Source organism: Hymenobacter psychrotolerans DSM 18569 (genome assembly GCF_900142395.1).
In the GTDB taxonomy this organism is placed as follows: domain Bacteria; phylum Bacteroidota; class Bacteroidia; order Cytophagales; family Hymenobacteraceae; genus Hymenobacter; species Hymenobacter psychrotolerans.
In genome coordinates this window covers 33,072-57,797 of record NZ_FRAS01000011.1, presented here as the reverse complement: position 1 = coordinate 57,797, position 24,726 = coordinate 33,072, and the positions used below count along the sequence as shown (strand labels likewise).

The 24,726-nt window shown below is 61.4% G+C and carries 27 protein-coding genes; 12 read left to right on the top strand and 15 right to left on the bottom strand.

What is annotated here, in order from left to right:
• Nucleotides 1-25: 25 nt before the first annotated feature.
• Together BUE15_RS11350 and BUE15_RS11345 are read right to left on the bottom strand one after the other, a co-directional pair.
• The gene (locus BUE15_RS11350; protein ID WP_073284779.1) at nucleotides 26-580 is read right to left on the bottom strand and encodes an NADH-quinone oxidoreductase subunit B; all 555 of its coding nucleotides are present in this window, start codon (nucleotides 578-580) and stop codon (nucleotides 26-28) included.
• A gap of 70 nt (nucleotides 581-650) precedes the next feature.
• Entirely contained in the window at nucleotides 651-1,043 is a 393-nt protein-coding gene (locus BUE15_RS11345; protein WP_073284776.1) for an NADH-quinone oxidoreductase subunit A, read from the bottom strand.
• Nucleotides 1,044-1,179: 136 nt separating this feature from the next.
• On the opposite strand from BUE15_RS11345, the gene BUE15_RS11340 reads away from it, so the two are divergent.
• Nucleotides 1,180-1,779, top strand: coding sequence for a Uma2 family endonuclease (locus tag BUE15_RS11340; RefSeq protein ID WP_073284773.1), 600 nt, complete (start codon nucleotides 1,180-1,182; stop codon nucleotides 1,777-1,779).
• 73 nt (nucleotides 1,780-1,852) lie between these two features.
• Here the strand turns inward: BUE15_RS11340 and pruA are convergent, their stop codons facing one another.
• From pruA to BUE15_RS11315, 5 genes are all read right to left on the bottom strand, one after another.
• Nucleotides 1,853-3,523: an L-glutamate gamma-semialdehyde dehydrogenase gene (pruA, locus tag BUE15_RS11335; RefSeq protein ID WP_073284771.1), complete on the bottom strand. Its 1,671-nt coding sequence runs from the start codon at nucleotides 3,521-3,523 to the stop codon at nucleotides 1,853-1,855.
• A gap of 200 nt (nucleotides 3,524-3,723) precedes the next feature.
• Nucleotides 3,724-4,272 (bottom strand): hypothetical protein, encoded by a 549-nt coding sequence (locus BUE15_RS11330; protein WP_073284768.1) that lies wholly within the window; start codon nucleotides 4,270-4,272, stop codon nucleotides 3,724-3,726.
• 41 nt (nucleotides 4,273-4,313) lie between these two features.
• Nucleotides 4,314-5,009, bottom strand: a complete 696-nt coding sequence (locus tag BUE15_RS11325; protein ID WP_073284766.1) for a YjjG family noncanonical pyrimidine nucleotidase — start codon at nucleotides 5,007-5,009, stop codon at nucleotides 4,314-4,316.
• A 39-nt stretch (nucleotides 5,010-5,048) separates the two neighbouring features.
• Entirely contained in the window at nucleotides 5,049-5,375 is a 327-nt protein-coding gene (locus tag BUE15_RS11320; protein WP_073284763.1) for a (2Fe-2S) ferredoxin domain-containing protein, read from the bottom strand.
• A 67-nt stretch (nucleotides 5,376-5,442) separates the two neighbouring features.
• The gene (locus BUE15_RS11315) at nucleotides 5,443-5,817 is read right to left on the bottom strand and encodes a metalloregulator ArsR/SmtB family transcription factor (RefSeq protein WP_073284760.1); all 375 of its coding nucleotides are present in this window, start codon (nucleotides 5,815-5,817) and stop codon (nucleotides 5,443-5,445) included.
• Between the two features lie 111 nt (nucleotides 5,818-5,928).
• Here BUE15_RS11315 and BUE15_RS11310 point away from each other — a divergent pair, with 111 nt between their 5' ends.
• Nucleotides 5,929-6,618, top strand: a complete 690-nt coding sequence (locus BUE15_RS11310) for a carboxypeptidase-like regulatory domain-containing protein (protein WP_073284757.1) — start codon at nucleotides 5,929-5,931, stop codon at nucleotides 6,616-6,618.
• 506 nt (nucleotides 6,619-7,124) lie between these two features.
• Here the strand turns inward: BUE15_RS11310 and BUE15_RS11305 are convergent.
• The 5 genes from BUE15_RS11305 to BUE15_RS11285 all read right to left on the bottom strand — a co-directional run bounded on the left by BUE15_RS11305 (nucleotide 7,125) and on the right by BUE15_RS11285 (nucleotide 12,181).
• Nucleotides 7,125-7,775: a beta/alpha barrel domain-containing protein gene (locus BUE15_RS11305; protein ID WP_073284754.1), complete on the bottom strand. Its 651-nt coding sequence runs from the start codon at nucleotides 7,773-7,775 to the stop codon at nucleotides 7,125-7,127.
• Nucleotides 7,776-7,943: 168 nt separating this feature from the next.
• Nucleotides 7,944-8,318: a PH domain-containing protein gene (locus BUE15_RS11300; RefSeq protein ID WP_073284751.1), complete on the bottom strand. Its 375-nt coding sequence runs from the start codon at nucleotides 8,316-8,318 to the stop codon at nucleotides 7,944-7,946.
• A gap of 12 nt (nucleotides 8,319-8,330) precedes the next feature.
• Complete coding sequence (locus tag BUE15_RS11295) at nucleotides 8,331-8,720, bottom strand: hypothetical protein (protein WP_073284748.1); 390 nt, start codon at nucleotides 8,718-8,720, stop codon at nucleotides 8,331-8,333.
• A 129-nt stretch (nucleotides 8,721-8,849) separates the two neighbouring features.
• Nucleotides 8,850-11,195 carry a M1 family metallopeptidase gene (locus tag BUE15_RS11290; RefSeq protein WP_073284985.1) on the bottom strand — a complete coding sequence of 782 codons (2,346 nt, stop codon included), beginning with the start codon at nucleotides 11,193-11,195 and terminating at the stop codon, nucleotides 8,850-8,852.
• A gap of 383 nt (nucleotides 11,196-11,578) precedes the next feature.
• Nucleotides 11,579-12,181 (bottom strand): HupE/UreJ family protein, encoded by a 603-nt coding sequence (locus tag BUE15_RS11285; RefSeq protein WP_073284745.1) that lies wholly within the window; start codon nucleotides 12,179-12,181, stop codon nucleotides 11,579-11,581.
• 395 nt (nucleotides 12,182-12,576) lie between these two features.
• Here BUE15_RS11285 and BUE15_RS11280 point away from each other — a divergent pair, with 395 nt between their 5' ends.
• The gene (locus BUE15_RS11280) at nucleotides 12,577-13,038 is read left to right on the top strand and encodes a hypothetical protein (protein WP_073284742.1); all 462 of its coding nucleotides are present in this window, start codon (nucleotides 12,577-12,579) and stop codon (nucleotides 13,036-13,038) included.
• A gap of 224 nt (nucleotides 13,039-13,262) precedes the next feature.
• On the opposite strand, the gene BUE15_RS11275 is transcribed toward BUE15_RS11280, so the two are convergent.
• On the bottom strand, nucleotides 13,263-13,589 hold the full coding sequence (locus tag BUE15_RS11275; RefSeq protein WP_073284740.1) for a hypothetical protein: 327 nt from the start codon (nucleotides 13,587-13,589) through the stop codon (nucleotides 13,263-13,265).
• 168 nt (nucleotides 13,590-13,757) lie between these two features.
• On the opposite strand from BUE15_RS11275, the gene BUE15_RS11270 reads away from it, so the two are divergent.
• From BUE15_RS11270 to BUE15_RS11260, 3 genes are all read left to right on the top strand, one after another.
• Nucleotides 13,758-15,359, top strand: a complete 1,602-nt coding sequence (locus BUE15_RS11270; RefSeq protein ID WP_073284737.1) for a sensor histidine kinase — start codon at nucleotides 13,758-13,760, stop codon at nucleotides 15,357-15,359.
• Nucleotides 15,337-16,389 (top strand): response regulator, encoded by a 1,053-nt coding sequence (locus BUE15_RS11265; protein ID WP_073284735.1) that lies wholly within the window; start codon nucleotides 15,337-15,339, stop codon nucleotides 16,387-16,389. Before BUE15_RS11270 ends, BUE15_RS11265 begins: the two co-directional genes overlap by 23 nt.
• 164 nt (nucleotides 16,390-16,553) lie before the next feature.
• Nucleotides 16,554-16,862 carry a cupin domain-containing protein gene (locus tag BUE15_RS11260; protein ID WP_073284732.1) on the top strand — a complete coding sequence of 103 codons (309 nt, stop codon included), beginning with the start codon at nucleotides 16,554-16,556 and terminating at the stop codon, nucleotides 16,860-16,862.
• A 94-nt stretch (nucleotides 16,863-16,956) separates the two neighbouring features.
• Here BUE15_RS11260 and BUE15_RS11255 read toward each other — a convergent pair whose 3' ends face one another.
• Both BUE15_RS11255 and BUE15_RS11250 read right to left on the bottom strand, forming a co-directional pair.
• A complete protein-coding gene (locus BUE15_RS11255; protein WP_073284729.1) occupies nucleotides 16,957-17,346 on the bottom strand; it encodes a group III truncated hemoglobin in 390 nt (129 codons plus the stop codon).
• Nucleotides 17,347-17,370: 24 nt separating this feature from the next.
• Nucleotides 17,371-17,862, bottom strand: a complete 492-nt coding sequence (locus tag BUE15_RS11250; RefSeq protein ID WP_073284726.1) for a hypothetical protein — start codon at nucleotides 17,860-17,862, stop codon at nucleotides 17,371-17,373.
• A gap of 195 nt (nucleotides 17,863-18,057) precedes the next feature.
• On the opposite strand from BUE15_RS11250, the gene BUE15_RS11245 reads away from it, so the two are divergent.
• The 6 genes from BUE15_RS11245 (at nucleotide 18,058) to BUE15_RS21320 (ending at nucleotide 24,709) form a co-directional block, all read left to right on the top strand.
• A complete protein-coding gene (locus BUE15_RS11245; RefSeq protein ID WP_073284723.1) occupies nucleotides 18,058-20,505 on the top strand; it encodes a heavy metal translocating P-type ATPase in 2,448 nt (815 codons plus the stop codon).
• Nucleotides 20,506-20,517: 12 nt separating this feature from the next.
• Nucleotides 20,518-20,667, top strand: a complete 150-nt coding sequence (gene ccoS / locus BUE15_RS11240) for a cbb3-type cytochrome oxidase assembly protein CcoS (RefSeq protein ID WP_073284721.1) — start codon at nucleotides 20,518-20,520, stop codon at nucleotides 20,665-20,667.
• Between the two features lie 457 nt (nucleotides 20,668-21,124).
• Nucleotides 21,125-23,335: a cytochrome-c oxidase, cbb3-type subunit I gene (gene ccoN / locus BUE15_RS11230; RefSeq protein ID WP_084548989.1), complete on the top strand. Its 2,211-nt coding sequence runs from the start codon at nucleotides 21,125-21,127 to the stop codon at nucleotides 23,333-23,335.
• A 29-nt stretch (nucleotides 23,336-23,364) separates the two neighbouring features.
• The gene (locus BUE15_RS11225; protein ID WP_073284715.1) at nucleotides 23,365-23,565 is read left to right on the top strand and encodes a hypothetical protein; all 201 of its coding nucleotides are present in this window, start codon (nucleotides 23,365-23,367) and stop codon (nucleotides 23,563-23,565) included.
• Entirely contained in the window at nucleotides 23,559-23,819 is a 261-nt protein-coding gene (locus BUE15_RS22355; RefSeq protein WP_073284712.1) for a hypothetical protein, read from the top strand. Before BUE15_RS11225 ends, BUE15_RS22355 begins: the two co-directional genes overlap by 7 nt.
• A gap of 5 nt (nucleotides 23,820-23,824) precedes the next feature.
• Entirely contained in the window at nucleotides 23,825-24,709 is an 885-nt protein-coding gene (locus tag BUE15_RS21320) for a cbb3-type cytochrome c oxidase N-terminal domain-containing protein (RefSeq protein ID WP_244535939.1), read from the top strand.
• Nucleotides 24,710-24,726: the final 17 nt, after the last annotated feature.

The following is a 24,726-nucleotide window of genomic DNA, read 5'->3' as shown; positions in this document are numbered from 1 at the left end:
CTACTCAATACCCAATACTCACTACCTATTTAATGTTATAAGACGCCAGCAGGGCCTGATACTCGGGCGAGTTGCGGCGGCGGAACGATTCGTTTTTGGCTAGGTCCTGCACGCGCATCAGGCCGTCGAGCACCTGCTCAGGACGGGGCGGGCAGCCGGGCACGTACACGTCCACCGGAATAATCCGGTCGATGCCCTGCAGCACGGAGTAGGTATCGAAGATACCGCCCGACGAAGCGCAGGCACCCATAGCCAGCACCCAGCGGGGCTCGGCCATCTGCTCGTACACCTGCTTCACAATGGGGGCCATCTTTTTGGCAATGGTGCCCATCACCATCAGCAGGTCGGCCTGCCGGGGCGAGAAGGAGGGACGCTCCGAGCCGAAGCGGGAAATATCGTAGCGGGCGCCCATGGTGGCCATGAACTCGATGCCGCAGCAGGAGGTGGCGAAAGGCAGGGGCCAGAGCGAGTTAGCGCGGGCAATGCCCACCACTTTTTCCAGCGAGGTAGCGAAGAAGCCAGCTCCTTCCATGCCCTCGGGGGCCTCTACCATTTTAATTTCAGGGACTCTGGTATCCATAAGAGAAGGTCAGTTTAGAAAGTGGATTGCTCCACTTCAGCCAACACCAGCTTGCAAGCAAAAGTTTGGCTTAACGGGCTTCGTTCCAGCGTAGAACGCCCTTTTTGATGACGTACCCGAAGCCTGCCATCAGCAGCGCCAGGAATACAAGCATCTGCACGAAGCCTTCGGTGCCCAGGGCCCGGAAGTTGACAGCCCAGGGGTACATGAAGATAACTTCGACGTCGAACAGCACGAACAGGATGGCCGTCAGGAAGTATTTCACTGAAATCGGGGTGCGGGCATTGCCCACCGATTCGATGCCACACTCGAAAGCCTCATCTTTTACCACGCTCTTGCGGCGCGGGCCTACAAGGTGAGAAACGGTCATGGCGAAGGCCACGAAAGCAATGGCCAGCACAAACTGCACTACGATGGGCAGAAAGTCCTGCGGCTGGTACTGGGTCGGAACAGCGAGAAGCATAGGCAACGACAAACAAGTAAACGCCGCATAGAAACGGCATGGGAGGCAAAGGTACCACGAAATGCGGGCGGAACAAACGCGAAATCAGCCTGCGGGGGAAAGGCGTATCTTTGGGTAGAACGTTCGTTTCTCACTTATGGAGCCGGTACCCGCCCAGCCTCGCCGCTATACAGTAGAAGAATACATTGCCCTGGAAGAAGTTTCGGCGCAGCGGCACGAGTATTTCGAAGGAGAGGTCTACGCTATGCCGGGGGCTTCTGCTACGCATCATACTATCCGACAGAATTGCGTTATCAGCCTCAGAGGCTCCTTGCGGGGCCGGGGCTGCAAGGTGTATGATGAAGGCATGCAATTAGCCGTATCTGAAGGCCGCTATTACACATATCCAGACGTGATGGTGACCTGCCACCCGGACGACCAGCGGGAGGAACGCGTCATGCGCCATCCGGTGCTCATCATCGAAATTCTGTCACCTTCCACGGCCGACCACGACCGAAGCTGGAAATTTAATCAGTACAAACAGCTGCCCTCGTTGCAGCATTACGTGCTGGTGTCGCAGCACACCTGCCTGGTCGAGTGGTTCCGACGGGAGCCCAGCGGTGTCTGGTCGTTCACGCCGCTCGGGGAGCTGACCGATACGCTGGAGCTGCCCGAACTGGCCCTGACGCTACGGGTAGCGGATATCTACGACGAAATTGATATAGCGCCGATGCGGGCCCAGCCGCCGGTAGGCTGATACCTGTATATGAAGCCAAAAACGCCGCTCCGGTTTCCCGAAGCGGCGTTCTGGTTATGTGGTGCAGCAGGGCTTAGAACCCGCCCTGACCCGTTACGTTCAGGTTTTCGCCATTTTCCACGCCCAGGAAGGGGTAGCGGTAATCCGTCACGGGAACGAAGGTTTCCTTGATGGCGCGCGGCGACACCCAGCGCAGCAGGTTCAGCAGGGAGCCGGCTTTGTCGTTGGTGCCGGAAGCGCGGGCGCCGCCGAAGGGCTGCTGGCCAACTACCGCGCCGGTGGGCTTGTCGTTGATGTAGAAGTTGCCGGCCGCGTGCACCAGCTTCTTCGAGGCCAGGTCGATGGCGTAGCGGTCCTGGCTGAAGATAGCGCCGGTGAGGGCGTATGGTGAGGTGCTGTCAACCAGCTCCAGGGTTTGCTCAAACTGCTCGGCATCGTACACGTGCACCGTCACGACGGGACCAAACAGCTCCTCGCACATGGTCACGTATTTCGGGTCTTTGGTCACGATAACCGTCGGCTCGATGAAGTAGCCTTTCGATTTGTCGTAGTTGCCGCCGGCCACGATTTCGGCGTTCGGGTCGGCTTTGGCCCCGTCGATGTACCTGGCCAGCTTATCGAAGGATTTCTCGTCGATAACGGCGTTGATGAAGTTCGAGAAGTCCTCTACGTCGCCCATTTTGAACGACGCCAGGTCTTCCTTCACGTAGCCCAGAATCTCGTCGGCCAGATTGCTGGGCAGGTACACGCGGGAAGCCGCCGAGCATTTCTGCCCCTGGTACTCAAACGCGCCGCGGCTGATGCCCACGGCCACCGCCTTGGCGTGCGCCGACGGATGCGCCAGAATAAAGTCTTTGCCGCCGGTTTCGCCCACGATGCGCGGGTAGCTCTTGTACTTATGAATGTTCTGGCCGATGGTTTTCCAGATGTTCTGGAACACGCCCGTGGAACCGGTGAAGTGGATGCCGGCAAAATCGGCGTGGTTGAAGATAACGTCGCCGGCGGTGGGGCCGTCCACATACACCAGGTTGATAACGCCGTCGGGCACGCCGGCTTCCTTGAACAGCTCCATCAGCACCTGGGCCGAGTAGATCTGGGTGTTAGCGGGCTTCCACACCACCACGTTGCCCATCATGGCCACCGAGGCGGGCAGGTTGGCGGCAATGGAGGTGAAGTTGAAGGGCGTGAGGGCAAACACGAAGCCTTCCAGCGGCCGGTGCTCCAGGCGGTTCCACATGCCCGGCTGGCTTTCCGGCTGCTGCTTGTAGATTTCCTGCATGAAGTGCACATTGAACCGGAAGAAGTCGATCAGCTCGCAAGCCGCGTCGATTTCAGCCTGGAAGCAGTTCTTGCTCTGGCCCAGCATGGTGGCCGCATTGATGCGCGCGCGGTAGGGGCCGGCCAGCAGCTCGGCCGCTTTCAGGAAGATGGAAGCACGGTGCTCCCAGGGCATTTCGGACCATAGCGGGCGGGCTGCCAGGGCCGCATCAACGGCCTGCTGCACGTGCGAAGCGTCGCCTTCGTGGAACTGGCCCAGCACGTGCTGGTGGTCGTGAGGCGGGGTAATATTCTTGGTATTGCCAGTGCGGATTTCCTGGCCACCAATGTGCATCGGAATGTCGCGCTGCTGCTGCTTCAGCTCTTTGAGGGTCTTGTGCAGCTCCAGCCGCTCGGGCGAGTTGGGCGCGTAGCCTTTTACCGGCTCGTTTATCGGGGTGGGGACGTTGAAAAATCCGTTGGCCATGAGGATTGAGGTTTCAGGGTACTGGGTTAGAGTAGTAGGGGAGGAGCAAAGGTAGAAGGAAAGGGCAAGCGACTTCAAGGTAGCAACTACCGGGGGCCCCGGAGAGCAGTTGCACTCGTTTGCTTGGGTACGCTGGGCTGGCAGCGTGCCTGCTTTTGCTTCCATCCCGGAGGTGGCAGGTGCGGTACCAAGCAACAACCTTACAGCCGGCTCACTAGTGCCCGAACCTGCTGCTCCAGCTCCTGGCGGGAGCCACTGTTATAGATGATTTCCGCGAAGTGCGGGTAGTCGTCGAGGGACGTTTCGCTGGGGTGGTTGTCGTCGCGGGTACCGTCGCCGCGCTGGCGGAGCGGGTCGCCTTCGAGGCGGAGCATGAGGCCGCCGCGGCTGCGGATGAGGTCGGCTTCTTCGGGAAAGCGCACATCGGGCACCAGCACAAACGGCAGGCCTTCAATCTGAGCGACAAAAGCCGAAATCCAGACCTGCGGCTCCCAGGCGCGCAGGGCTTGGCCTACCTGCTGCAGCATCTCGCCGCGGGTGCGCCCAAAGGCGGGCAGCAGCTGGGCCTTGCCGTGCTGGGTGTAATAAGGAGCTACTTTCTCGGAGGCCAGCGCCGCACACACCGCCTTAATAGAGTCGCCGAAGGAGCGGATGTGCCAGCTGCGCTCGGGCTGCAGCTGCTGCAGCAGGCGGGCCAGCGTGTCTTTGCCGCTGCCTCTTTTGCCGGAAAGGCCGATAAGGTGTACCATAGGTGCGCAAAGGTAGAAACCTGCTCTGGCTGCGGCAGCACTTACAAAATCTCCTTCAGCTCACTCAGGCAGCTGATTTCGTAGGTGGTCTGGGCGAAGTGGCGGCGCTTCTCGGGGTTGAAATACACCTGGTCGAGGCCGGCATTGCAGGCCCCCAGCACGTCGCACTCCAGGTTGTCGCCAATCATGATGCTTTCCTGCGCCGTGGCTCCGCTCCGCTCCAGCGCGTGCTGGTAGATGCGCGTATCGGGCTTGAGGTGGCCGCAGCACTCCGACGTCACGATTTCCTGGAAATAGTCCGTCAGGTTGGACGCGTTGAGCTTGACGTATTGAATGTCCTTGAAGCCGTTGGTAATCAGGTGCAGCTGGTAGCCTTTGTCGCGCAGGTAGTCCAGCACGTCGTAGGTGTACGGAAACACGGCCGTTTTCTGGGGCAGAATGTCGGTGAACTGCCTGGAAATGTCAGCCGGCACTTCCTCTTCGGGCACCCCCAGCTTGCCCAGCGTGCGCACAAAACGCACGGAGCGCAGCTGCGTCTGCGTGATTTTGCCGCCCTGATACAGCCGCCACAGCGCGTGGTTGATATCAGAATAGACGCGGATAAACTCCTCCACCGTGAATGTGCCGTAGCGGCCCAGGTCGTGCAGCTCAAACAGGTGCCGCAGGGTTTCGTCGGCGTTGGTTTCGAAGTCCCAGAGCGTATGGTCGAGGTCGAAGAAGAGGTGACGGTATTTCACTGATTTTATAGTGATGAGGTGAAAGGTGAACCGTGGCGTTCAGTCGAGCAGCAGTCTTTTAACAACCCGGCCTTCGCCCAAGTGTTCGTGCACGATTTCCGCCGCGTCTTTGGGCTTCACGTCGCCGTACACGGTGCCTTCCGGATGGATGATGAGGGCTGCGCCGGGGCCTTTTTTGCAGTGCTTGCACAGATCGAGGCAGTTGCAGGTCTGCACCCGGACTTTGTGCCGCTCGCCGCCCGTAAGGAGCTTTTTCAGGCCCTGTTTCTTCAGCTCGATTTTCAGGGCCCGGGCCACATCCCGGCCAACTTCGTCTTTCTGGGCAACGCAAACAAACAGGCGGGTAACGGCGGAAGCAGATTTCACAGCGGGCAAAAACAATAGCGGCGCACAGGCGCCGGACACAAGGTTACTGGCCGTCGGGGATGCCGGTTCAGCGGCGGTTCTGCAGCTTATACGCGGCCAGCTCCCGGTTCGACCAGAGCGTCTGGTAAATCTTCTGGTCGTGCTGCAGCTGGGCGTCGCGCTCCATGTAGCTGAGCAGCTGCTGCACAAAGTCCTGCGCTTCTTCCTTCACGAAGTAGAACACCCAGTTGTCGAGGCGCCGGAAGCTGACCAGACTCGCATTTTTGAGGTACGCTAATTGCCGGGAGGTTTTGGTCTGGGTGAAGTCGAGCACCTGCTCCAGGTCGGAAATGCACATTTCCTGGTTGCGCCAGAGCAGATGCAGAATGCGCACCCGGCTTTCGTCGCCGAAAGCTTTGAAGAGTTGCTGGCCAAATGCAACGCTGAAGTGTTTGAGGCGCATCTTTAGACGAAGTAGGGGCAAACGGAACCAGGGTGGCCCGGCGCGAATTTACTTCAAACCCGGCAGCGCCCTCCAAAAGTGCCGTATACTTGTAAGTCTGTAATTCCCTTTATGGCTGTAGTAGTTCGATTTCCTTCCTGGCTGGCGGCTCTTGCGCTGATGCTGCTGGCATCCTGCTGGCTGGCGCCCACGGCGGCGCGGGCGCAGGGCCAGCAGCGCGTGGTGCAGTTCACGGGCATCGTGGCCACCGGCGACTCGCTGCTGGGCGTGCCCGGTGCCACCGTATTTGTGCCCAAAGCCGGCCGCGGCACCGCCACCAACCCCTACGGCTACTTCTCTATTCCGGTAGTGGCCGGCGACAGTATCGTAATCCGGAGTCTCGGCTACCGCAACCAGTACGTCGTGATTCCGCCCGACTACCCGCGCCAAAGCTACTCCGTGATTGTGCAGCTGCGCGAAGACGTGACCGTGCTGCCCGAGGTGCGCGTGTTCCCGTACGCCACCGAAAAAGCCTTCAAGGAAGCTTTTCTGGCCCTGCGCCTGCCCAAGGAGAAAGGCACCAGCGCCGCCGAAAACCTCAACCAGGACATTCTGCGCCGTATTTTCAACAATGCGCCCGTTACGAGCATGGGCAACTACCGCCAGACCATGCAGGCCCAGCAGCTCGACCAGCAGCGCCGGATGGGCATGGGCCCGTCGCAGTATACCAACAATCCGCTGCTCAACCCTTTCAGCTGGCTGCAGCTGATCAAGCAGGTGAAAGACGGCGAATTCAAGAAGAAGGAAGGCGTCGATTACTAACCAGCTAACTGTATCACACTCGACTACGCACAAGGCCCCGGCGGTACGCACCGCCGGGGCCTTGTGCGTAGCAGTAGCGGGGAAAAGCCAAGGTCCGCGCTGAGCCCAACGCGCTGGTGGTAAGCAGGTAGGCGTAGGGCGCCCCAGGGTGCTTCCTCTCTTCTAGCCAGCCGCCCGTCAGCCAACGTCGCAGGGGAAGCGGCCAGTGCGGGAAGGGTGGCGGAGAACGGGGAAATCCTATCCGCGGGCGCGGGAAGCCTGCCGGCGGCGGCGGGAAGTCTGTCGGCGGGTTCGGGAAACGAATCGGCGAACGGGGGAATCCTATCGGCGCTTCAGGATGTCCTATTGACGGATGCGGGAAACAGGGCGTCGGACTCGGGGAGCCATTCCGCGACACCCGGAAGCCGCGCCGCGAGTGCCGGAAGGCCCCGGAAGACGCCTGGAAAGCCGGAAACGGTGCTTCTATTGGAGTAGTGCAATTTTGGGTGTTGCAAACCAGCCTCTTGCTACGGGGCCGGCTGCAGCGCCGCCAGCAGCTCCTGCACCTGGGCCGTGAGGCGGGCAGGCTCAGCGGTATCAAGCAGGCGCGCATCGAGGCCCACGCAGGTAGCCCCGGCGGCTTTCCATTCCCGCAGGCTTTCGGTGGTGGGCTGGATGCCGCCCGTTACCATCAGCGGGACGTGGGGGAGTGGGCCGCGCAGGATCTGCAGGTAGGCGGGCGTGAGGTAGGCGGAAGGGAACAGCTTGACCAGAGTAGCGCCCAGGCGGTGCGCCTCGTACACCTCGTTCAGCGTCTGGGCGCCCGGCAGCCAGGCCAGGTCGTGGCTGCGGCAGATGGCCGCTACATCGGGGCCAGTAATGGGCTGAATGATGAAGTCGGCGCCGGCCTCGATGAAGCGCCCGGCTTCTTCGGCCGTGAAGATGGTGCCCGCGCCCAGCAGCAAATCGGGGTAGTCGGCCTCCACGAAACGCTGCAGCCGCGCAAAGATGTCGTAGGCCTGCGGGCCGCGGTTGGTGAACTCAAACAGCCGCACCCCGGCCGCATGGCAGGCGGCCAGCACCCGGCGGGCGTAGTCTTCCTGTGCGTGGTAGAAAACCGGAATCAGCGGGTGCTGCTGCGCCTGCACAAGCGCGTGGGCGGAAGGAAAGCGGGGCATTTGTGGTGGAATAATGGGTTGGTGGAGTGGCGGATTGTCATCCTGAGCTTGCGAAGGATCTTGTTACGGTAGAACGGCCCGTTGGTACGGTAATCGTTCAGGTACAAGAAGGTCCTTCGCAGGCGCAGCATGACAATCCGCCACTCCACCAACCCATTATTCCACCAGCTAAATAGCAAACTCGCCTAAGGCGCGGTAGACGTCGTACACGTTTTTGTCGCCGCGGAAAGTCTTGCTGATGGGCTCGGTCTGGCCGCGCACCCAGATTTTCAGCTCCGCATCCAGGTCGAAGTGGCCGGTGGTTTCCATCGAAAACCGCTCAATGCTGCGGTACGGAATGCTCAGGTACTCGCGCTTTTTGCCCGTCACGCCTTGCTTATCCACCATAATGAGGCGCTTGGTGGTGAACACCATCAGGTCGCGGATGACGGCGTAGGCGTTGCGCACGGTTTCGCCGGGGGAAAGCAGCTGGCTCAGCTCCAGCTGAATGTCTTGCGCATCGGTTTCGGAAGCATTGCCCAGCAGGCCGTCAAGAAGTCCCATAAGAGTGGTTGGTTAAAGTGAGTCGTTGAGAAGGCGGCGCAGTTTTCTTACGCCGTTTGGGTGCTCGACAAGATAGAAATAAGCTGAGCCAGCCGGCTTATACAGCGAGTCGCCTACTTGGAGGGAGTCGTAATACAACCGCCCGCCGGGGAAGTAAATGTCCTCTTCTGCATAGCGTAGGAGTATCCTTCGATACCCGTGATTTTTCTTGTCTATATATTTCTGAGAAACAATAGCTGCAATGCTGCGAGCCTTAAGTTTCTTGGCATTTTCAATTCTTGCGTATCTATTTGACCACAGGAACAGAGCTCCGAAGAGAAGGCCAAAAAGCATTGCAAAAGGTGCAAACCTATTGAGCAACTCAACATCGGGTGCCCCATCATCGTTGTTTAGCCAAGCCATTAGTAGATGAAATAAAATTTAAAAGAGCCGGACTACGCTGTAGCCCGGCTCTTTTATCATGTAAGCTGTTGCACAACATCGTTGAAGCAATCCAGACGGCGGGCGGGAGCAAGTCCCGCACCCTACCATCTAATTCGTGCTGCCGGTGGGCTTCTGCTCCATCTTCTGCAGTGAGCTTTGCTGCTGCATGGGGTTGGGCTGGGCGCGCTGCTGGTATTCAAACAGCTCGAAGCGCGACGGCGCGGCCTGCTGCGGCCAGGCGTTGTTGCTCTGGTTGATGTCGGCGGTTTCCTGCAGCGGGTCCAGCACGAAGCTGACCACGGGCTTTTCGGTGATGAACACCTTGGTTACCTCGGCGTTGTTCTTGCGCCAGATTTCGGCCGGAATGGTCATCTTTTCCTGCTTGCCGTCCTCGTAGGTCATCTGCACGATGACGGGCATCGTGAGGCCGCCAATGTTTTTCAGGCCCACTTCGTAGAAGTGCAGGCCGCTGTTGAGGCGCTTCTGCTGCTCCGGCGTGAGGCCCTTGGCAAACTGCTGGTAGCGCTGCTTGTCGGCTTCGGTGGTAGCCAGCGGGTCGTAGGAATTGTAGAAGTCCTTCAGCTCCGGCTTCTCGTCCACCAGCGTCCGTTTGATGGACTGCAGGTTGCGCTGCTGCGACAAGGTCTGGGGCGCTTTATTGATCATCTCCCGCTTGCGGGCGTTTTCAATTTCGGGGTTCTTCGAGTCCACGGAGTACCATTTCACGCCCGTAATGGCCAGGTCGGTGTGGTCGGTGGTGTAGAACCAGCCGCGCCAGAACCAGTCGAGGTCGGTGCCGGAGGCGTCTTCCATGGTGCGGAAGAAGTCGGCGGGGGTGGGGTGCTTGTAAGCCCAGCGGCGCGCGTATTCCTTGAAGGCGTAGTCGAACAGCTCGCGGCCCAGAATGGTCTCGCGCAGAATGTTGAGGCCCGTGGCGGGCTTGGCGTAGGCATTCGGCCCAAACTGCAGCACCGACTCCGAGTTGGTCATGATGGGCGTCTGCAGGTTTTTGCCGGTGCGCATGTAGTCCACAATGTTCTTCGGCTCGCCGCGGCGCGAGGGGTAGTCCCGCTCCCATTCCTGCTCCGTGAGGTACTGCGTGAACGTGTTCAGGCCCTCATCCATCCAGCTCCACTGCCGCTCATCCGAGTTGATGATCATGGGGAAGAAGTTGTGGCCTACTTCGTGGATAATCACCGAAATCATGCCGTACTTCCGGTCGGCGGTGTAGGTGCCGTCCTTCTCGGGGCGGCCGCCGTTGAAGCACAGCATCGGGTACTCCATGCCGCCCACCGGGCCGTGCACCGAAATAGCCACCGGGTACTCGTAGGGGATGGTGTACTTGGAGTAGGTTTTGATGGTGTGTGCCACTACTTCCGTCGAGTACTGGCCCCACAGCGGGTTGCCTTCCTTGGGGTAGTAGCTCATGCACAGCACCGGCTTGCCGTTCTGCTCGATGCCCATGGCATCCCAGATAAACTTGCGGCTGGAAGCCCAGGCGAAGTCGCGCACGTCTTTGGCGGCGTAGGTCCAGGTTTTGGTGCCTTTGGCGCGGCTGCCTTCCGCCTTCACGGCTTCGGCCTGCGACACAATCAGCACCGGTTTTTTGGCGTTGCGGGCCGAGGCCAGGCGCTGGCGCTGGGTGGCGGTCAGCACCTCGTTGGGGTTTTGGAGCACGCCGGTGGAGCCCACCACGTGGTCGGCGGGCACTGTGATGCTCACGCGGTAGTCGCCGAAGGGCAGGGCAAACTCGCCGTTGCCGAGAAACTGCTTGTGCTGCCAGCCCTGGTTGTCGGAGTACACGGCCATGCGCGGGTAGAACTGCGCAATTTCGTAGAGGTAGTTTTTGTCCTCCGGAAAGTACTCGTAGCCGCTGCGCTGGTTGATTTTCAGCTGGTCGTTGATGTTGTAGCTCCACGTGATGCTGAACGTCACGGCCTGTTTGGGCCGTAGCGGCGTGGGCAGGTCCACGCGCATCATGGTGTGGTTGATGACGTAGGGCAGGGCCTTGCCGCCTTTCAGCTTCACTTCCCCAATCTTGAAGCCCCCGTCGAAGTCGCTCCGCATCAGGTAGTCCATAGCCTGAAACGGCATCCGGTCCTGAATCTGGCCCACCTGCGTGGCGGCCGTAATGGAGTTCTTGTCGAGGATGTTCTGGTCGAGCTGCACCCACAGGTAGGTCAGCACGTCGGGCGAGAGGTTGGTGTAGGTGATGTCCTCGGAGCCCGTAATGGCCTGCTTCTCGTCATCGAGCTTCACCCGGATGTTATAGTCGGCGCGCTGCTGCCAGTAGTCGGTGCCGGGGGCGCCGGAGGCGGTGCGGTAGGAGTTGGGCGTGGGCAGCAGGGTTTCGAGCTGCGCGAATTTGTCGGTGCCCGAGTTGGTGGTTTGGGCCAGCGCCGGGGCTGCCAGCAGCAGCGTCAGGCCCGCCGCCGGTAATAAGGTTCTGAACATAAAAGCGAAGTGCGGGAAAGCCAAGTAGAGCGAAGAAGGTAAATTTATGGAAAATTCACCGGCAGATTGGGCAAAGACACCAGCCTGCGCCGGGCGTTGCAAGCCATGCGCGCCCCATTGCAACCCCTGGCTGCCGCATTGCAACGCGTGCGGCCCGCGTTGTAACGCCCGACTTTTGCATTGCAACGCGTGCGGCAGGCGTTGCAACCCATACCTTTTGCCCTGCAACGGTCAACCTGCGCGTTGCAACGCCCGACCTGGGCTTTGCAACGGTCAACCTGCGCATTGCAACGCCCGACTACTGGTTTGCAAGCACTGACCTGGGCTTTGCAACGCCCGACTACTGGTTTGCAACCCCTGACCTGCACAGCACAATCCTGGCTTTAGCCCACCAGCAGCACCGCCGCAATACCGGCAGCAGCCCCACTGACCACCAGCAGCCAGTCGCGCCGGGCCACCCCGAAGCCACGCAGCAGCAGAAACCCCAGCAGCAGAATGAAGCTCACGATGAGCAGCTGGCCCAGCTCCACGCCCACATTGAAGGCCAGCAATTCCAGCACCGGCCGGCTTTGCTGGCCCAGCAGCTCGCGCAGGTAGCTGGAGAAGCCCAGGCCATGAATCAGCCCGAACACGGCGGCCAGCAGATTGGGCAGCGCCAGCACCACCGGCTCGGGGCTCAGGCGGCGCGCTTCGCTGCGGCCCGCCCGCCCCGCCTGCACCATATTGGCCGCGCAGGTGAGCAGAATCGTAACCGGAATCAGAGTTTCGATGAGGGCAGCGCTGTACTGTACCACGCCCATCGTGGCCAGCGCCAGCGTGAAGGAGTGCCCGATGGTAAAGCTCGTCACCAGCGCCACCACGCGCCGCCAGTCCGACAGCACATAGGGGGCACACAGGGCCAGCAGAAACACGATATGGTCGTAGGCCTGCAGGTTGAGGATGTGGTGGAAGCCGAGCTGGAGGTAGGTCTGAAACAGAGACGCCATCCGGCAAAGCTACTATCTGCCCGGAAATGTGCGGGCCGGCACAACCAATGCCCTGGCTCGCATGGTGGGCCGGAGCGAGGCTGCTGAAGCACAGAAAGCAGTCTGCCCGCGCCCTAGCTGCCGCCCTGCCGCACCGGCCAGCCCGGCGCTGCTTCGGAGGGTGGAAGCGGTGCGGCGGCTGTGGTTTGCAACAAAAAAAGTTGCGCCGGGCAGACTTTTGAAACGGGCTGAATTCCCTGAGTAGAACAAAGAAAACCGCCCTCAGGCTAACACAATCAGGGAAATACAGCGCGTGCAATCAGACATTTCGCGTGGGGACTAACTGTGGCGCGTTGGTTGGCGGATGTACGGCAACCTGATACCTTGCTGCGAATGAGTTTCAACCGCTACCGTCTATGAATAAGAAGCCGTTATTGCTGGGCGGCATCATGCTGGCGGCCAGTGTGAGAGCCGTAAGCCAGCAACCGCTACCAGATGCACCAGCAGAAACGCCCGTGGCGCAAACCACCGCGCCGTCGGATACCGTGCGTGCGCTGCACCAGCTGTTTCAGCTGCGCAGGAACAGCGGTTGGATACTCGTAAGCTCGACGGGTATAGGAGCGGTGGTCCTTACTTCGGCTGTCAACGGCGACGACAGTTTCGGTAGCCTGGGGACTGATGCTTTGCTGAGCACTGCCGCGGCTGCCCTGTACGGTGCGCCGCTCTGGGTAGTGGGCGTAAGCAAACTGACGCGGTTCAGCAAAAAAAAGGAGCAGGAAGTACTGGCTGAATTTGCTGCTGGTCAGGGTTTGCCACCCAAAATCAGGCGCCGCCTGAAACCTGCCCACTTCACACCAAAACCGGAAGCTCAGCGCTAAGCACAACAACCTATGCACCCAAGCAAGGGTGCAGCTGTGGCGGCCTTGTCTGGTAGTGCCTGCACTCCTGCAAAACCGGGAAACAGGAGCAGAAAGAAGATGCAGATGGCGTTGTGCAGACAATACTTGGTAAACAAGACACCAAAACGACACTAACCGCTACCTGTAAGCAGATAGCGGTTAGAAGAATGCCTTCGGACTGCCGGGTACCCGTGCGGCCGCTCCTACCGCCTTTCAGCCACCGCGCGCACTTCATTCGCGAGCCGCGGCAGGAGGATTTCGCCCTCTGGCAAACCCTGCCGGCGCCACAGCTCCACTCCGTGGCGCACCAGCACAAAGGCCGGCAGCTCGGTGGTCTGAAAGCTATGTACTACGGTTGGGTGGGTGGCTTCATCAATCTTGAGTAGCCGAACAGACGCGCCCAGCTGCTGCTGCAACAGCGCCAGCGAAGCCATAAACGCCGGCATGTTCGCTCCTGCGGCCAGCGGCAGTAGCACCAGCAGCACTGCCGGTTCGGGGGCCTGAAGAGAAGACGGGGCGGAGGCAAGCATGCGGGCAGACCAGAAAGTGTAGCCGTAAAAGTAGCGTCCGCTTCAGCCCCTCCCGATGACCGCCATCAAGCTACTACCTGACTTTTGTCAGGTGCCTGCCCGCGCCCGACTTACCTATATTGCACCCAGCATCCTGTCCCTCCCCGAATCAGCCTGTCTTCCGGTCTTATGCTTTCCAGCCCGTTTCAGCACGCCCTCAACGACCTGCTTTACACGCACGCCCGGGAGTTTGTGGGCGTGTATGATGTTGCACTGCAGCAGTTTGAGCAGGTGAATGCTGCGGGAGCGGCCCTGCTGGGCTACTCTTCGGTAGAGGCGTTTCTCACGGAGGCCGGCCACCCGTTCTGCACGCTGGAAAAGAAATGGCAGCAGCTCTGTGAGCAAGCCCGGCAGGCTGGCCGGCAGGAGGCAGACATGGAAATTGTGCCGCGTGAGGGCCCACCCTTCTGGGGGCGGATTGAGCTAAGCAGCTTCGAGCTGGAAGCGCGGCCGTTCCTGCTGGTACGCCTGACGCGGCAAAGCCGCCTGCAGCAGGCCGAGCGGGAACTGGCGCACAGCGTACGGCGCTTCGAGGCGGTGTTTGCCAACGCCACCATCGGCATCATCGTCTGCAACCAGCCCGGCGACATTGTATCGGCCAATCAGTTTGCGCAGCAGCTGTTCGGCTACGCCCCCAACGAGCTGCTGGGCCAGCGCATTGAGGTGCTGGTGCCCAATGCCGCCGGCCGGCAGCACGAAAAGCTCCGCCATTCCTTCAACGCCCACCCACAGGTGCGCAACATGGGCCACAACCGCGACCTGCTGGCTCAGCGCAAAGACGGCTCCGTATTTCCTGTAGAAGTCAGCCTGAGCTATTTCCACTTGGATGAGGAGCTGTACGTGGTGGCCTACATCATCGACATCACCTTTAAAAAGGAAGCCGAGCGGGAGCTGATTGCGCAGCGCCAGCGCGTGGAGGCTCTGAATACGGAGCTGGAGCAGAAGGTAGCCGACCGCACCCACGCCCTGATGAGCACCCTGGAGCAGCTGGAGCAGCGCAGCCAGGAGCTGACCCAGGCGCTGGCCGCCGAGCAGGAGCTGGGCGAGTTGAAGTCGCGCTTCGTGAGCATGGCTTCGCACGAGTTCCGCACGCCCCTCACGGCGGTGCTCACCTCGGCCACGCTCATTGAGAAGTACCCCGCCACCGAGCAGCAGGACAAGCGCCTGAAGCACCTGCAGCGCATCCGGGCCTCCGTCAACCACCTGAACGATATTCTGGAGGAATTCCTATCGGTGGGACGCATTGAGGAAGGCCGGATAGAAGCCCGCCCCGTAAGTCTCAACCTGCCCACGCTGCTCGAAGAAACAGTGACCGATGTGCAGGGCCTGCTCAAAGCCGGCCAGCGCATCGAGCGGCAGACGAATTGCGCCGCGCCCGTCTGGATGGATCCTTCGCTGTTGCGCAAAATCGTGGTCAACCTGCTGTCCAACGCCATCAAATACTCCGGCGAAAACTCGGTAGTAACGCTGCAGGCCGACTGCCGGCACCACCAGCTCACGCTGCGCGTGCAGGACCAGGGCGTTGGTATTTCACCTGAAGACCAGGAACACTTATTTGAGCGGTTTTTCCGGGCCCGCAACGTCACCAACGTGCCCGGCACGGGCCTCGGACTCTACATCATCGGGCGCTATCTGGAGCTTATGGGCGGCACTATTGCCTTGCACAGCGAGCTGAACGTAGGCACCTCCGTCACCATCACCATTCCCTATGAAAACCATCCTGCTGATTGAAGACAGCGCGTTTATTCGCGAAAACACGGCGGAAATTCTGGAGCTGGCCGGCTACCAGGTGCTGACGGCCGAAAACGGCAAGCTGGGCGTGGAGCAGGCACTGGCTCATAAGCCCGACCTGGTGGTCTGCGACATTATGATGCCGGTGCTGGATGGCTACGGCGTGCTGCAGATTTTCAACCAGAACCCGCAGCTGGCAGGCGTGCCATTCATCTTCCTGACGGCCAAAACCGAGCGCACCGACATGCGCCGCGGTATGGAGCTGGGTGCCGACGACTACCTGACCAAGCCCTTCGACGAAACCGAGCTGCTGAGCGCCGTCACGAGCCGCCTCAACCGGTTCCGCTACCTCCGCTCCGACTACGATCTGCAGGGGGAAGGCCTGGGCGAGTTTCTGGAAGATGCCCGCGCCGTTGGCAATCTGGAAAGCCTGTCGGCAGACCGCAAGGTGCATGCCGTGCGCAAAAAGCAGGATGTCTACCTGGAAGGCGAGGAGCCCACCCGGCTCTACTTCGTAAAAACGGGCCGCATCAAAACCGTGAAAGCTACGGCCGGCGGCAAAGAGCTGATTACGGGCCTCTACGGTCCCGGCGAGTTCTTCGGCTACCTGCCGCTGCTCCAGCACACGCCGCATTCCGACTCGGCCGTGGCCGTCGATGACTCGGAGCTCATCTACATCCCACGCGACGATTTTTCGCAGCTGCTTTTGCGCAATCCGGAAGTGGGGCAGCAGTTTATCCGGCTGCTGGCCGGCCGCGTGAGTGAGCGGGAGCAGCAGCTGGTGGGCATGGCCTACAACTCCATCCGGCGGCGCGTGGCCGATACGCTGCTGCGCATGCACGAGCAGGCCGGCGGCACCACCGATGCTACTATTCAACTCTCCCGCGACGACATGGCCGCCGTGGTAGGCACTGCGCCCGAGTCACTGATCCGGACGCTCAGCGAGTTTAAGCACGACGGCCTGATTGAGCTGACCCCCAAAAATATTCGCGTACTGCACCCCGAAAAGCTGCGCCAGGCGCACTGGTAAGTCAGTTGTAACGTGCTGGGAATAGGGAGCTAGGGACTGAGCACTGCGTTGCCTCAGTCCGGAAGCTGAGATTCGTCATGGGAAAGCCGCTGCGGAGGGCCGTGCTTTGGCCTCATCACGCAGCAGCTGTCGGCTGGTCTGCGCTTCACCTCACCCAACCCAGTATGTTTCCTCCCCTGAAAAGCGGCAGCCTGCTGGCCGGCGCTCATGCCCCGGCCGGCGAGCAAAAGGCCCTTGTGCTGCTCGAAAAAAACGGCCAGAAAGTCATTTACAAGACTTTCCGTGCCGGCGAAGTAATGCCCACGCACCACGCCTCCGTCGATGTATTTGTGACGGTGCTGGCCGGGCGGCTTATCATCACGCAGGAAGAAGCGCCCACAGAAGTCACGGCCGGCGACTACGTCATTATTCCGGCCGGTGCGCCCCATTCGCTGGCCTGCCTGGAAGAAGCCCGGATTCTGATTTACCGGTAAGTAGCCGTGCTCCGCGGCTGCCAAAAAGCTGTAACCAGAACGTCATGCTGCGCGCAGCATGACGTTCTGGTTACTTATATAGTACGCGGCGACCTTATAGCAGCGAAAGTGGGTCGCGCTTGCGCAGGCGGTACTCGAACATGGTGGCAATGTTGAGGGCGCGCACCTTGGCTTCTTCCGCTTTCGGCCCCGCAAACAGCTCATCGATGGTGGCTTCAAACAGCTCCAGCCAGCGCTGAAAGTGCGTGGCATCAATAGGCAGGGGCATGTGCTTGGGAAACGGCCGGCCGTGGTAGCGCGAACTGCCCAGCAGAATGCTGCTCCAGAAATCGTACATGATGGGCAGGTGCCGGCCCCAGTCGACGTGGGCAAAGCCGTTGAAAATGGGGTTCAACAGCGCATCCTCGTTTACTTTCTGGTAGAACGTATCGACGAGCAGCTTGATATCGGCCTCAGACTGAATATCGGGGAGGGGAAGGGACATAACGGGAAATGTAAAGACAGAAAATCAGGCCAGCTGCCGGGCCCGGCGGTTGAGCGTCTGCCCCCGGGCTGCCTGCAGCGCCCACCGGAACGCCCAGCTGCCAGTGAGTAGCAGCGTCAGCAGCTTCACCACTTCCAGCCCGATATACACCATGTGCAGCGAATTGGGCGGCGCCGGGTGGCCGGCCAGCAGCGCCAGCGCCCGTACATCGAGGGCCGGCAGCAGCCAGAACGTCTGGAGCAGCAGCACGCCGCTTACTATCCCCAGCGTAGCGCCGACATGGGCCGGCACGCGCAGGTAGAACCCACTGACTACCGCCACGGCGGCCAGCAGCAGCTCGATTTTGTTGAGGGCCGAAAACACGATGCGCCCAATGCCCAGCCCCAGCGGTACCGTTATGCCGGGGGCTGTGAACTTGAGGGGGGCTTCCAGAAAGGAAATGCCCGCCACCAGGCCCGCCCAGACAAACAAGGCCAGCACCAGCAGCAAGGCAGCAGTAGCGTAAAAACGAGGCATAGCGCAAAAAGCAAGGAGGGCCCGACCGGGCGCAGCGCCGGCCCGGCCTCCCGGAACAACACCCCAAAGGTGGCAGTTCAGAACGGGTTTGTGGGCCGGGCCCGGCTGAGATGAATCAGGGGCGGGCCTGATATTCGTCAGGTGACGGGCGCGCCGCGTGGGGGAGCTTTGGGGCTGCCATCAGCCCCTTTGCCTGTGCCTACCGCGCCTGCCTCCGCCGAAACCCTTACTCACCTGGCCTGCACCCACTGCGGCGACGACTGCCCCGACGAGCCCATCCGGCTGCCGGAGCAGCCCGAGCTGCACTTCTGCTGCCAGGGCTGCAAAGCCGTATACGAGCTGCTGGCCGCCAGCAACCTGTGCACCTACTACCGCCTCGATGAGCACGCCGGCCAGAAAGTGAAGCCCGTGGAGCTGCCCGGCCGCTTCGACTACCTCGCCCTGGAATCGGTGCAGAGTCAGCTGCTGGCATTCCGCTCCGACACGCTGGCCCGCCTCACGCTCACCATCCCGCAGATGCACTGCGCCTCCTGCATCTGGCTGCTCGAAAACCTGTTCAAGCTCAACCCCGGTATTTCCGCGTCCCGGGTCAATTTTCTGCGCAAGGAACTGACCCTGAGCTACGACCCGCGGGCTACCACCTTGCAGGAAGTCGTGACGCTGCTGGCGGCCATCAACTACGAGCCGCAGATTACGCTGGCCGAGCTGGGCGCGCAGCCTCACCACGCCAACCGCCGGCTGTACTACCAGCTGGGCCTGGCAGCCTTCGCCTTCGGCAACGTGATGCTGCTGGCCCTGCCCGAGTACTTTTCGTTCACGGAGACGCTGCAGGCGGCGCTGGGGCGGTTTTTCGGGTGGCTGAGCTTGCTGCTGGCCGTGCCGGTGCTGCTGGTGAGTGCGCGCGACTTCTACCGCTCGGCGTGGCAGGGCCTCCGGCAGCGCTACATCAACCTCGACTTCCCCATCAGCCTCGGCCTGACAGCCCTGTTCACGACCAGTGTGGTGGAGGTCGTGACGCAGACCGGGCCGGGTTACTTCGACTCGTTCACGGGGCTCGTGTTTTTCATGCTGATTGGCAAATGGGTACAGCAGCGCACCTACGACGCCCTGCGCTTCGACCGCAACTTCACGTCGTATTTCCCGGTGGCCGTCACGCTGCTTGGTCCCGGCGGGCAGGAGCAGTCGGTGCCGGTGAAGGAGCTGCGGGCGGGCCAGCGGATTCGGGTGCGCCACCAGGAAATCATTCCGGCCGATGCCGTGCTGCTGCGCGGCGCGGGCCAGATCGACTACAGCTTTGTGTCGGGCGAGAGTGTGCCGGTGGCGCGGCAGGCCGGCGAGGTGGTGTATGCGGGCGGGCGGCAGGTGGGCGAGGCCGTGGAGCTGGAAGTGGTGCGCGAAGTGTCGCAGGGCTACCTCACCCAGCTCTGGAACAACCCCGCTTTCCAGAAAGACGACAAAGCCACCCTCGAAACCTACGCCAACAAAGTGGGCCGCTATTTCGTGGCCGTGACGCTGCTGCTGGCGCTGGGCGCGGTGGCCTACTGGTACGCGCAAAGCAACTCGGCTATGGCGCTGCGGGCCTTTACGTCGGTGCTGGTTATTGCCTGCCCGTGCGCACTGTCACTGGCCACGCCGTTTGCGCTGGGCGCCGCGCTGCGGGCATTGGGCCGCCACCAGTTCTACCTGAAAAACTCCGCCGTAGTCGAAACCCTGGGCCGCGCCGATACCATCGTCTTCGACAAAACCGGCACCCTCACCGACGTAAAACGCTCGGCCGTGGAATACCGGGGCACCGCGCTTGGTACGGCCCAGCGGCAGGCCGTGGCGGCCGTCGTCCGGCAATCCACGCACCCGCTCAGCCAGCGCCTCAGCCAGGAGCTGCCCACCAGCCAGCCGCCGGCCGTTGCCGGGTTCCGGGAAGTGGCCGGCCAGGGTTTGCGCGGACTGGTAGCGGGGGTGGAAGTGAAGGTCGGGTCGGCGGCCCTGGTGGGGCTGCGCGACACCGCCCCGGCCGCCGCCGAAACCACCGATGCTCTGCAATCCAGCGTCTACGTGAGCCTGGATGGGGAAGTGTACGGCTGCTTCGTGTTCCGCAACGTGTACCGCGAGGGGCTGGAAGCCATACTAGCCGATTTGGGCCGGCGCTACCGCCTGGCCGTGCTCAGCGGCGACAACGACGCCGAGCACGACCGGCTGCGGCAGCTGTTCGGGCCAAAAGCGGAACTGCGCTTCCGCCAAAGCCCCCAGGACAAGCTCGAATACATTGCCGGGCTCCGGCAGCAGGGCCGCACCGTCATTATGGTGGGCGACGGGCTGAACGACGCCGGTGCCCTGCAGCAGGCCGATGCCGGCATTGCCCTCACCGATACGCTCACCAACTTCTCGCCCGCCTGCGACGCCATTCTGGAAGCCCGCAGCTTCGGGCAGCTGGCCACCATTCTGCGCTTCGCCCAGGATTGCCTGCAGGTGGTGCTGGGCACGTTCGTGCTGTCGTTCTGCTACAACGGCATCGGGCTGGGGCTGGCCGTGCAGGGCAGGTTCACGCCCATCGTGTCGGCCATTCTCATGCCCATCAGCTCACTGAGCGTGATGGTATTTGCCACGCTGCTGGTGCGCTACGCCGCCCACCGGCGCCACCTCTAACCCCGCCCCCTCATGACCATTATATTCCTGCTTATCGGTATCAGCCTGCTCGTGGCGCTGCTGTTTCTGGGCGCTTTCCTGTGGGCCGTGCGCTCCGGCCAGTACGAAGACGACTACACGCCCTCCGTGCGCATGCTCTTCGACGACGAAAACCCGGAATAGCGCCTCCCGGGCCCAGCCGCCCACCTGCCCCAACGGCCCCGGTCACCCATCAGCAGCGCCTGGCCTGCTGCGTGTGGGTTCATTTCCTGTTGAAATACAATATGCCCGCTTGGTAGCCCGGAAAAGTTCTACCCATGTCCCAAAAATGGACGCGACGACGTTCCGGAGGCACCCGATGACGTTCCGGAAGGACATGATGAGGTTCCGAAGGCACAGGGCGAGGTTCCGGAGGGAGGCGACGAGGTTCCGAAAGCACCTGATGCTGTTCCGGAGGAACGCGGCGGGATTCCGAAGGCAGTTGCTGAGGTTCGGAAGCGAAGCGCCAGGCCCCCGGTCCGACGCCGCAGGCGTCCGACCGGGGGCCTGACATCAATCAAGCCGGCGGCTGACGTTCGTCATCTTTTCAGAAAGCCCTTGCCAGGACCTTTGGAGAAGTAAATCACTCACTTTTCCGGCTATGCAAGTCGAACCTCTCCTGCCACAGGCAGCCCCCAAGCCGCCGCTGGTGCCGCACTCTCTCGCGAGGGCCGTTGACACGTTTTTCTACGATAACAAGATTGTCCGCGACTTCGGTATTGCTACCGTAGTGTGGGGCATTATCGGGATGCTGGTGGGCGTGCTGGCGGCGTTTCAGCTGGCCCGGCCCGAAGTCAACCTCGGTAATCAGTTCACCACTTTCGGCCGCATCCGGCCGCTGCACACCAACGCCGTGATTTTCGCCTTCGTTGGCAACGGCATCTTTACCGGCGTCTACTACTCGCTGCAGCGCCTGTGCAAAACCCGCATGTTCTCGGACGTGCTCAGCAAGATTCACTTCTGGGGCTGGCAGCTCATCATCGTGTCGGCGGTGGCTACGCTGCCGCTGGGCATCACTACCAGCAAGGAATACGCTGAGCTGGAGTGGCCCATTGACATTGCCATTACGCTAGTATGGGTGGTGTTCGGCTGGAACATGTTCGGTACCATTGCCCGGCGCCGCGAGCGGCACCTGTACGTGGGCATCTGGTTCTACATTGCCACGTTTCTGACGGTGGCCGTGCTGCACATCGTCAACTCGGCAGCTTTGCCGGTGTCGCTGTTCAAGAGCTACTCCGCCTACGCCGGCGTGCAGGATGCGCTGGTGCAGTGGTGGTACGGCCACAACGCGGTGGCCTTCTTCCTGACCACGCCCTACCTGGGTTTGATGTACTACTTCCTGCCCAAAGCGGCGGAGCGGCCCGTGTACTCGTACCGGCTGTCCATCATCCACTTCTGGTCCCTGATTTTTATCTACATCTGGGCCGGCCCGCACCATTTGCTCTACACTGCCCTGCCCGACTGGGCGCAGAGCCTGGGCGTGGCCTTCTCCATCATGCTGATTGCGCCCAGCTGGGGCGGCATGATCAACGGGCTGCTGACACTGCGCGGGGCCTGGGATAAGGTGCGCGAGGAGCCAGTACTCAAGTTCTTTGTGGTGGCCGTAACGGCCTACGGCATGGCCACTTTCGAGGGTCCAATGCTCAGCCTCAAGAACGTGAATGCCATTGCCCACTTCACCGACTGGATTGTAGCGCACGTGCACGTGGGGGCTTTGGGTTGGAACGGCTTCCTCACCTTCGGGATGCTGTACTGGCTGTGGCCGCGCCTCTACCGCACGCCGCTGCACTCCAAAAAGCTCGCCACCACACACTTCTGGCTGGGCACGCTGGGCATCCTGTTCTACGCCATTCCAATGTACTGGGCCGGGTTCACGCAGGGCCTGATGTGGAAGCAGTTCAATGCTGAGGGCATGCTGCAGTACCCCAACTTCCTGGAAACCGTGCTGCAGATTGTGCCCATGTACTACCTGCGCGGCATTGGCGGGGTGCTCTACCTGGGCGGCGTGTTCCTGATGATGTTCAACCTGTACAAGACGGCCAAAGCCGGCTCGCTGCTGGCGAACGAGAAAGCCCAGGCTCCGGCGCTGCTGCCCGCCGCCGAAGACCCGCACGCCGAGGGCGGGCACTGGCACCGCTGGATTGAGCGTCGTCCGTTCCAGCTGGCCGTGGGTGCTACCATTGCCATCCTCATCGGGGGCGCTATTGAGATGATTCCGACCTTCCTCGTGGAGTCCAACGTGCCCACCATTGCCTCCGTGAAGCCGTACACGTCGCTGGAGCTGCAGGGCCGCGACCTGTACATCAAGGAAGGCTGCTCGAACTGCCACACCCAGATGGTGCGCCCGTTCCGCTCCGAAACCGAGCGGTACGGCGAGTACTCGAAGGCCGGCGAGTTTGTGTATGACCGGCCCTTCCTGTGGGGCAGCAAGCGCACCGGCCCCGATCTGCACCGCGTAGGCGCCAAGTACCCGCATTCCTGGCACTACAACCACATGCTCGACCCCACCAGCATGTCGCCGGGCTCCATCATGCCCGCCTACCCCTGGCTCTTCGACCAGGACATCGACTACAGCACCCTGCCCGATAAGATTGCGGTGCTGCGCCAGCTGGGCACGCCGTATCCGGCCGGCTACGAGCAGCAGGCCGTGGCCGATGCCCGCCGCCAGGCCGCCGGCATCGTGGGCGACCTGAAGAAGGAGGACATCGAAGTGAAGTCGGAGAAGGAGATAGTAGCCCTGATTGCCTACCTGCAGCGCCTGGGCACCGATATCAAAGTGAAGCCCGAGCAGGCTGCTGCCGCTGCTCAATAGCCTGACCGGCCCCTTAACTATCCGCTGCCATGTACAAGAACGTTTTGCAATCCATTGCCGGCATTGAGCTGTATCCGCTCATTTCCTTCTTCATCTTCTTTCTCTTTTTCCTGGGGCTGCTGCTGTACGTGGTGGTCGTCAACCGCCAGCACATCAGCACCATGAGCCAGCTGCCGCTGCACGATGATGACACGCTGCAGGCCCACGCCGAACCCGACGCGCTATGCTAACCAAACGTACCTTTTTCCTGACCGGCCTGGGCCTGCTGATGGGCTACCTGGCCGCCGCCCAAACGCCCGCTGCTCCGGCTTCGGGCGGCTCCAACCTCCTGTTCGGATTTGTGCTTGGCCTGCTGGCGCTGGTGGCACTGGCCGTGGTGCTCACGGGCGCCATGGTGTCCTCGCAGCTCAGACACCGCCGGCAGTATTCGGCCGAAACCCCAACCGATACTACCGCAGCAGAAAGGGGGGTACCCGCATGCTAAGCCCGATGAAATTTCGCACTTCTGCCGCTGTGACAGTAGCCAGCCTCCTGCTGACCGGCCTGCGGGCGGTGGCCCAGACGCCCGAAGCCGCAGCCGCGCCGGCCAAAGCCGCCGGTATGAGCAGCCAGCAAGTCCTGTTCTGGGTGCTGATCAGTCTGCTGATTTTCCTGCTGCTGGTGCTGCTGCTCACCTTTGTGGGTATTGCGGTGCAGATGCGGCCCCAACTGCGCAAAGTGTATGAGCTGCCCACCGTGCGCCACTCCTGGAGCGGCCGGGTGCTGGGCCTGCTCGTCGGCGACGCCACACTGGTGAAAGGCGAAGTGCGCGACGAGCTGCTCGACCACGACTACGACGGAATTCACGAATTCGACAACGACCTGCCGCCGTGGTGGAAGTACAGCTTCTACGCCACCATTCTGTTTGCGGTGGCGTATGTGGGCTACTACCACGTGGCCCAGGCCGGCCCGCTGCAGGGCGCCGAATACGAAACCGAAATGCGCCAGGCTGCCCTGCTCGTTTCGCCCGACGCTGACGACCCCAACAAGCTGACGACCTATCAGGCGCTGGCCACACCCGCTGATCTGAGTGAAGGCAAGTCGATTTATGCCAGCAACTGCGCCGCCTGCCACGGCCAGAGCGCCGAAGGCAAAGTGGGCCCCAACCTGACCGACGAATACTGGCTGCACGGCGGCGAAGTGAACCACGTCTACAAAACCGTGAAGTTCGGCGTCACCAGCAAAGGCATGGTGGCCTGGAAAGGCAAGCTCTCCGGCAAGCAGATTCTGCAGGTCAGCTCCTACATCCTGAGCCTGCAGGGCACCAAGCCTGCCGGCGCCAAAGAGCCGCAGGGCGAGAAGGAAACCGCCGGCAAACCGGTAGTCAAGCTCTAGCATTGCTGGCAAAAAGA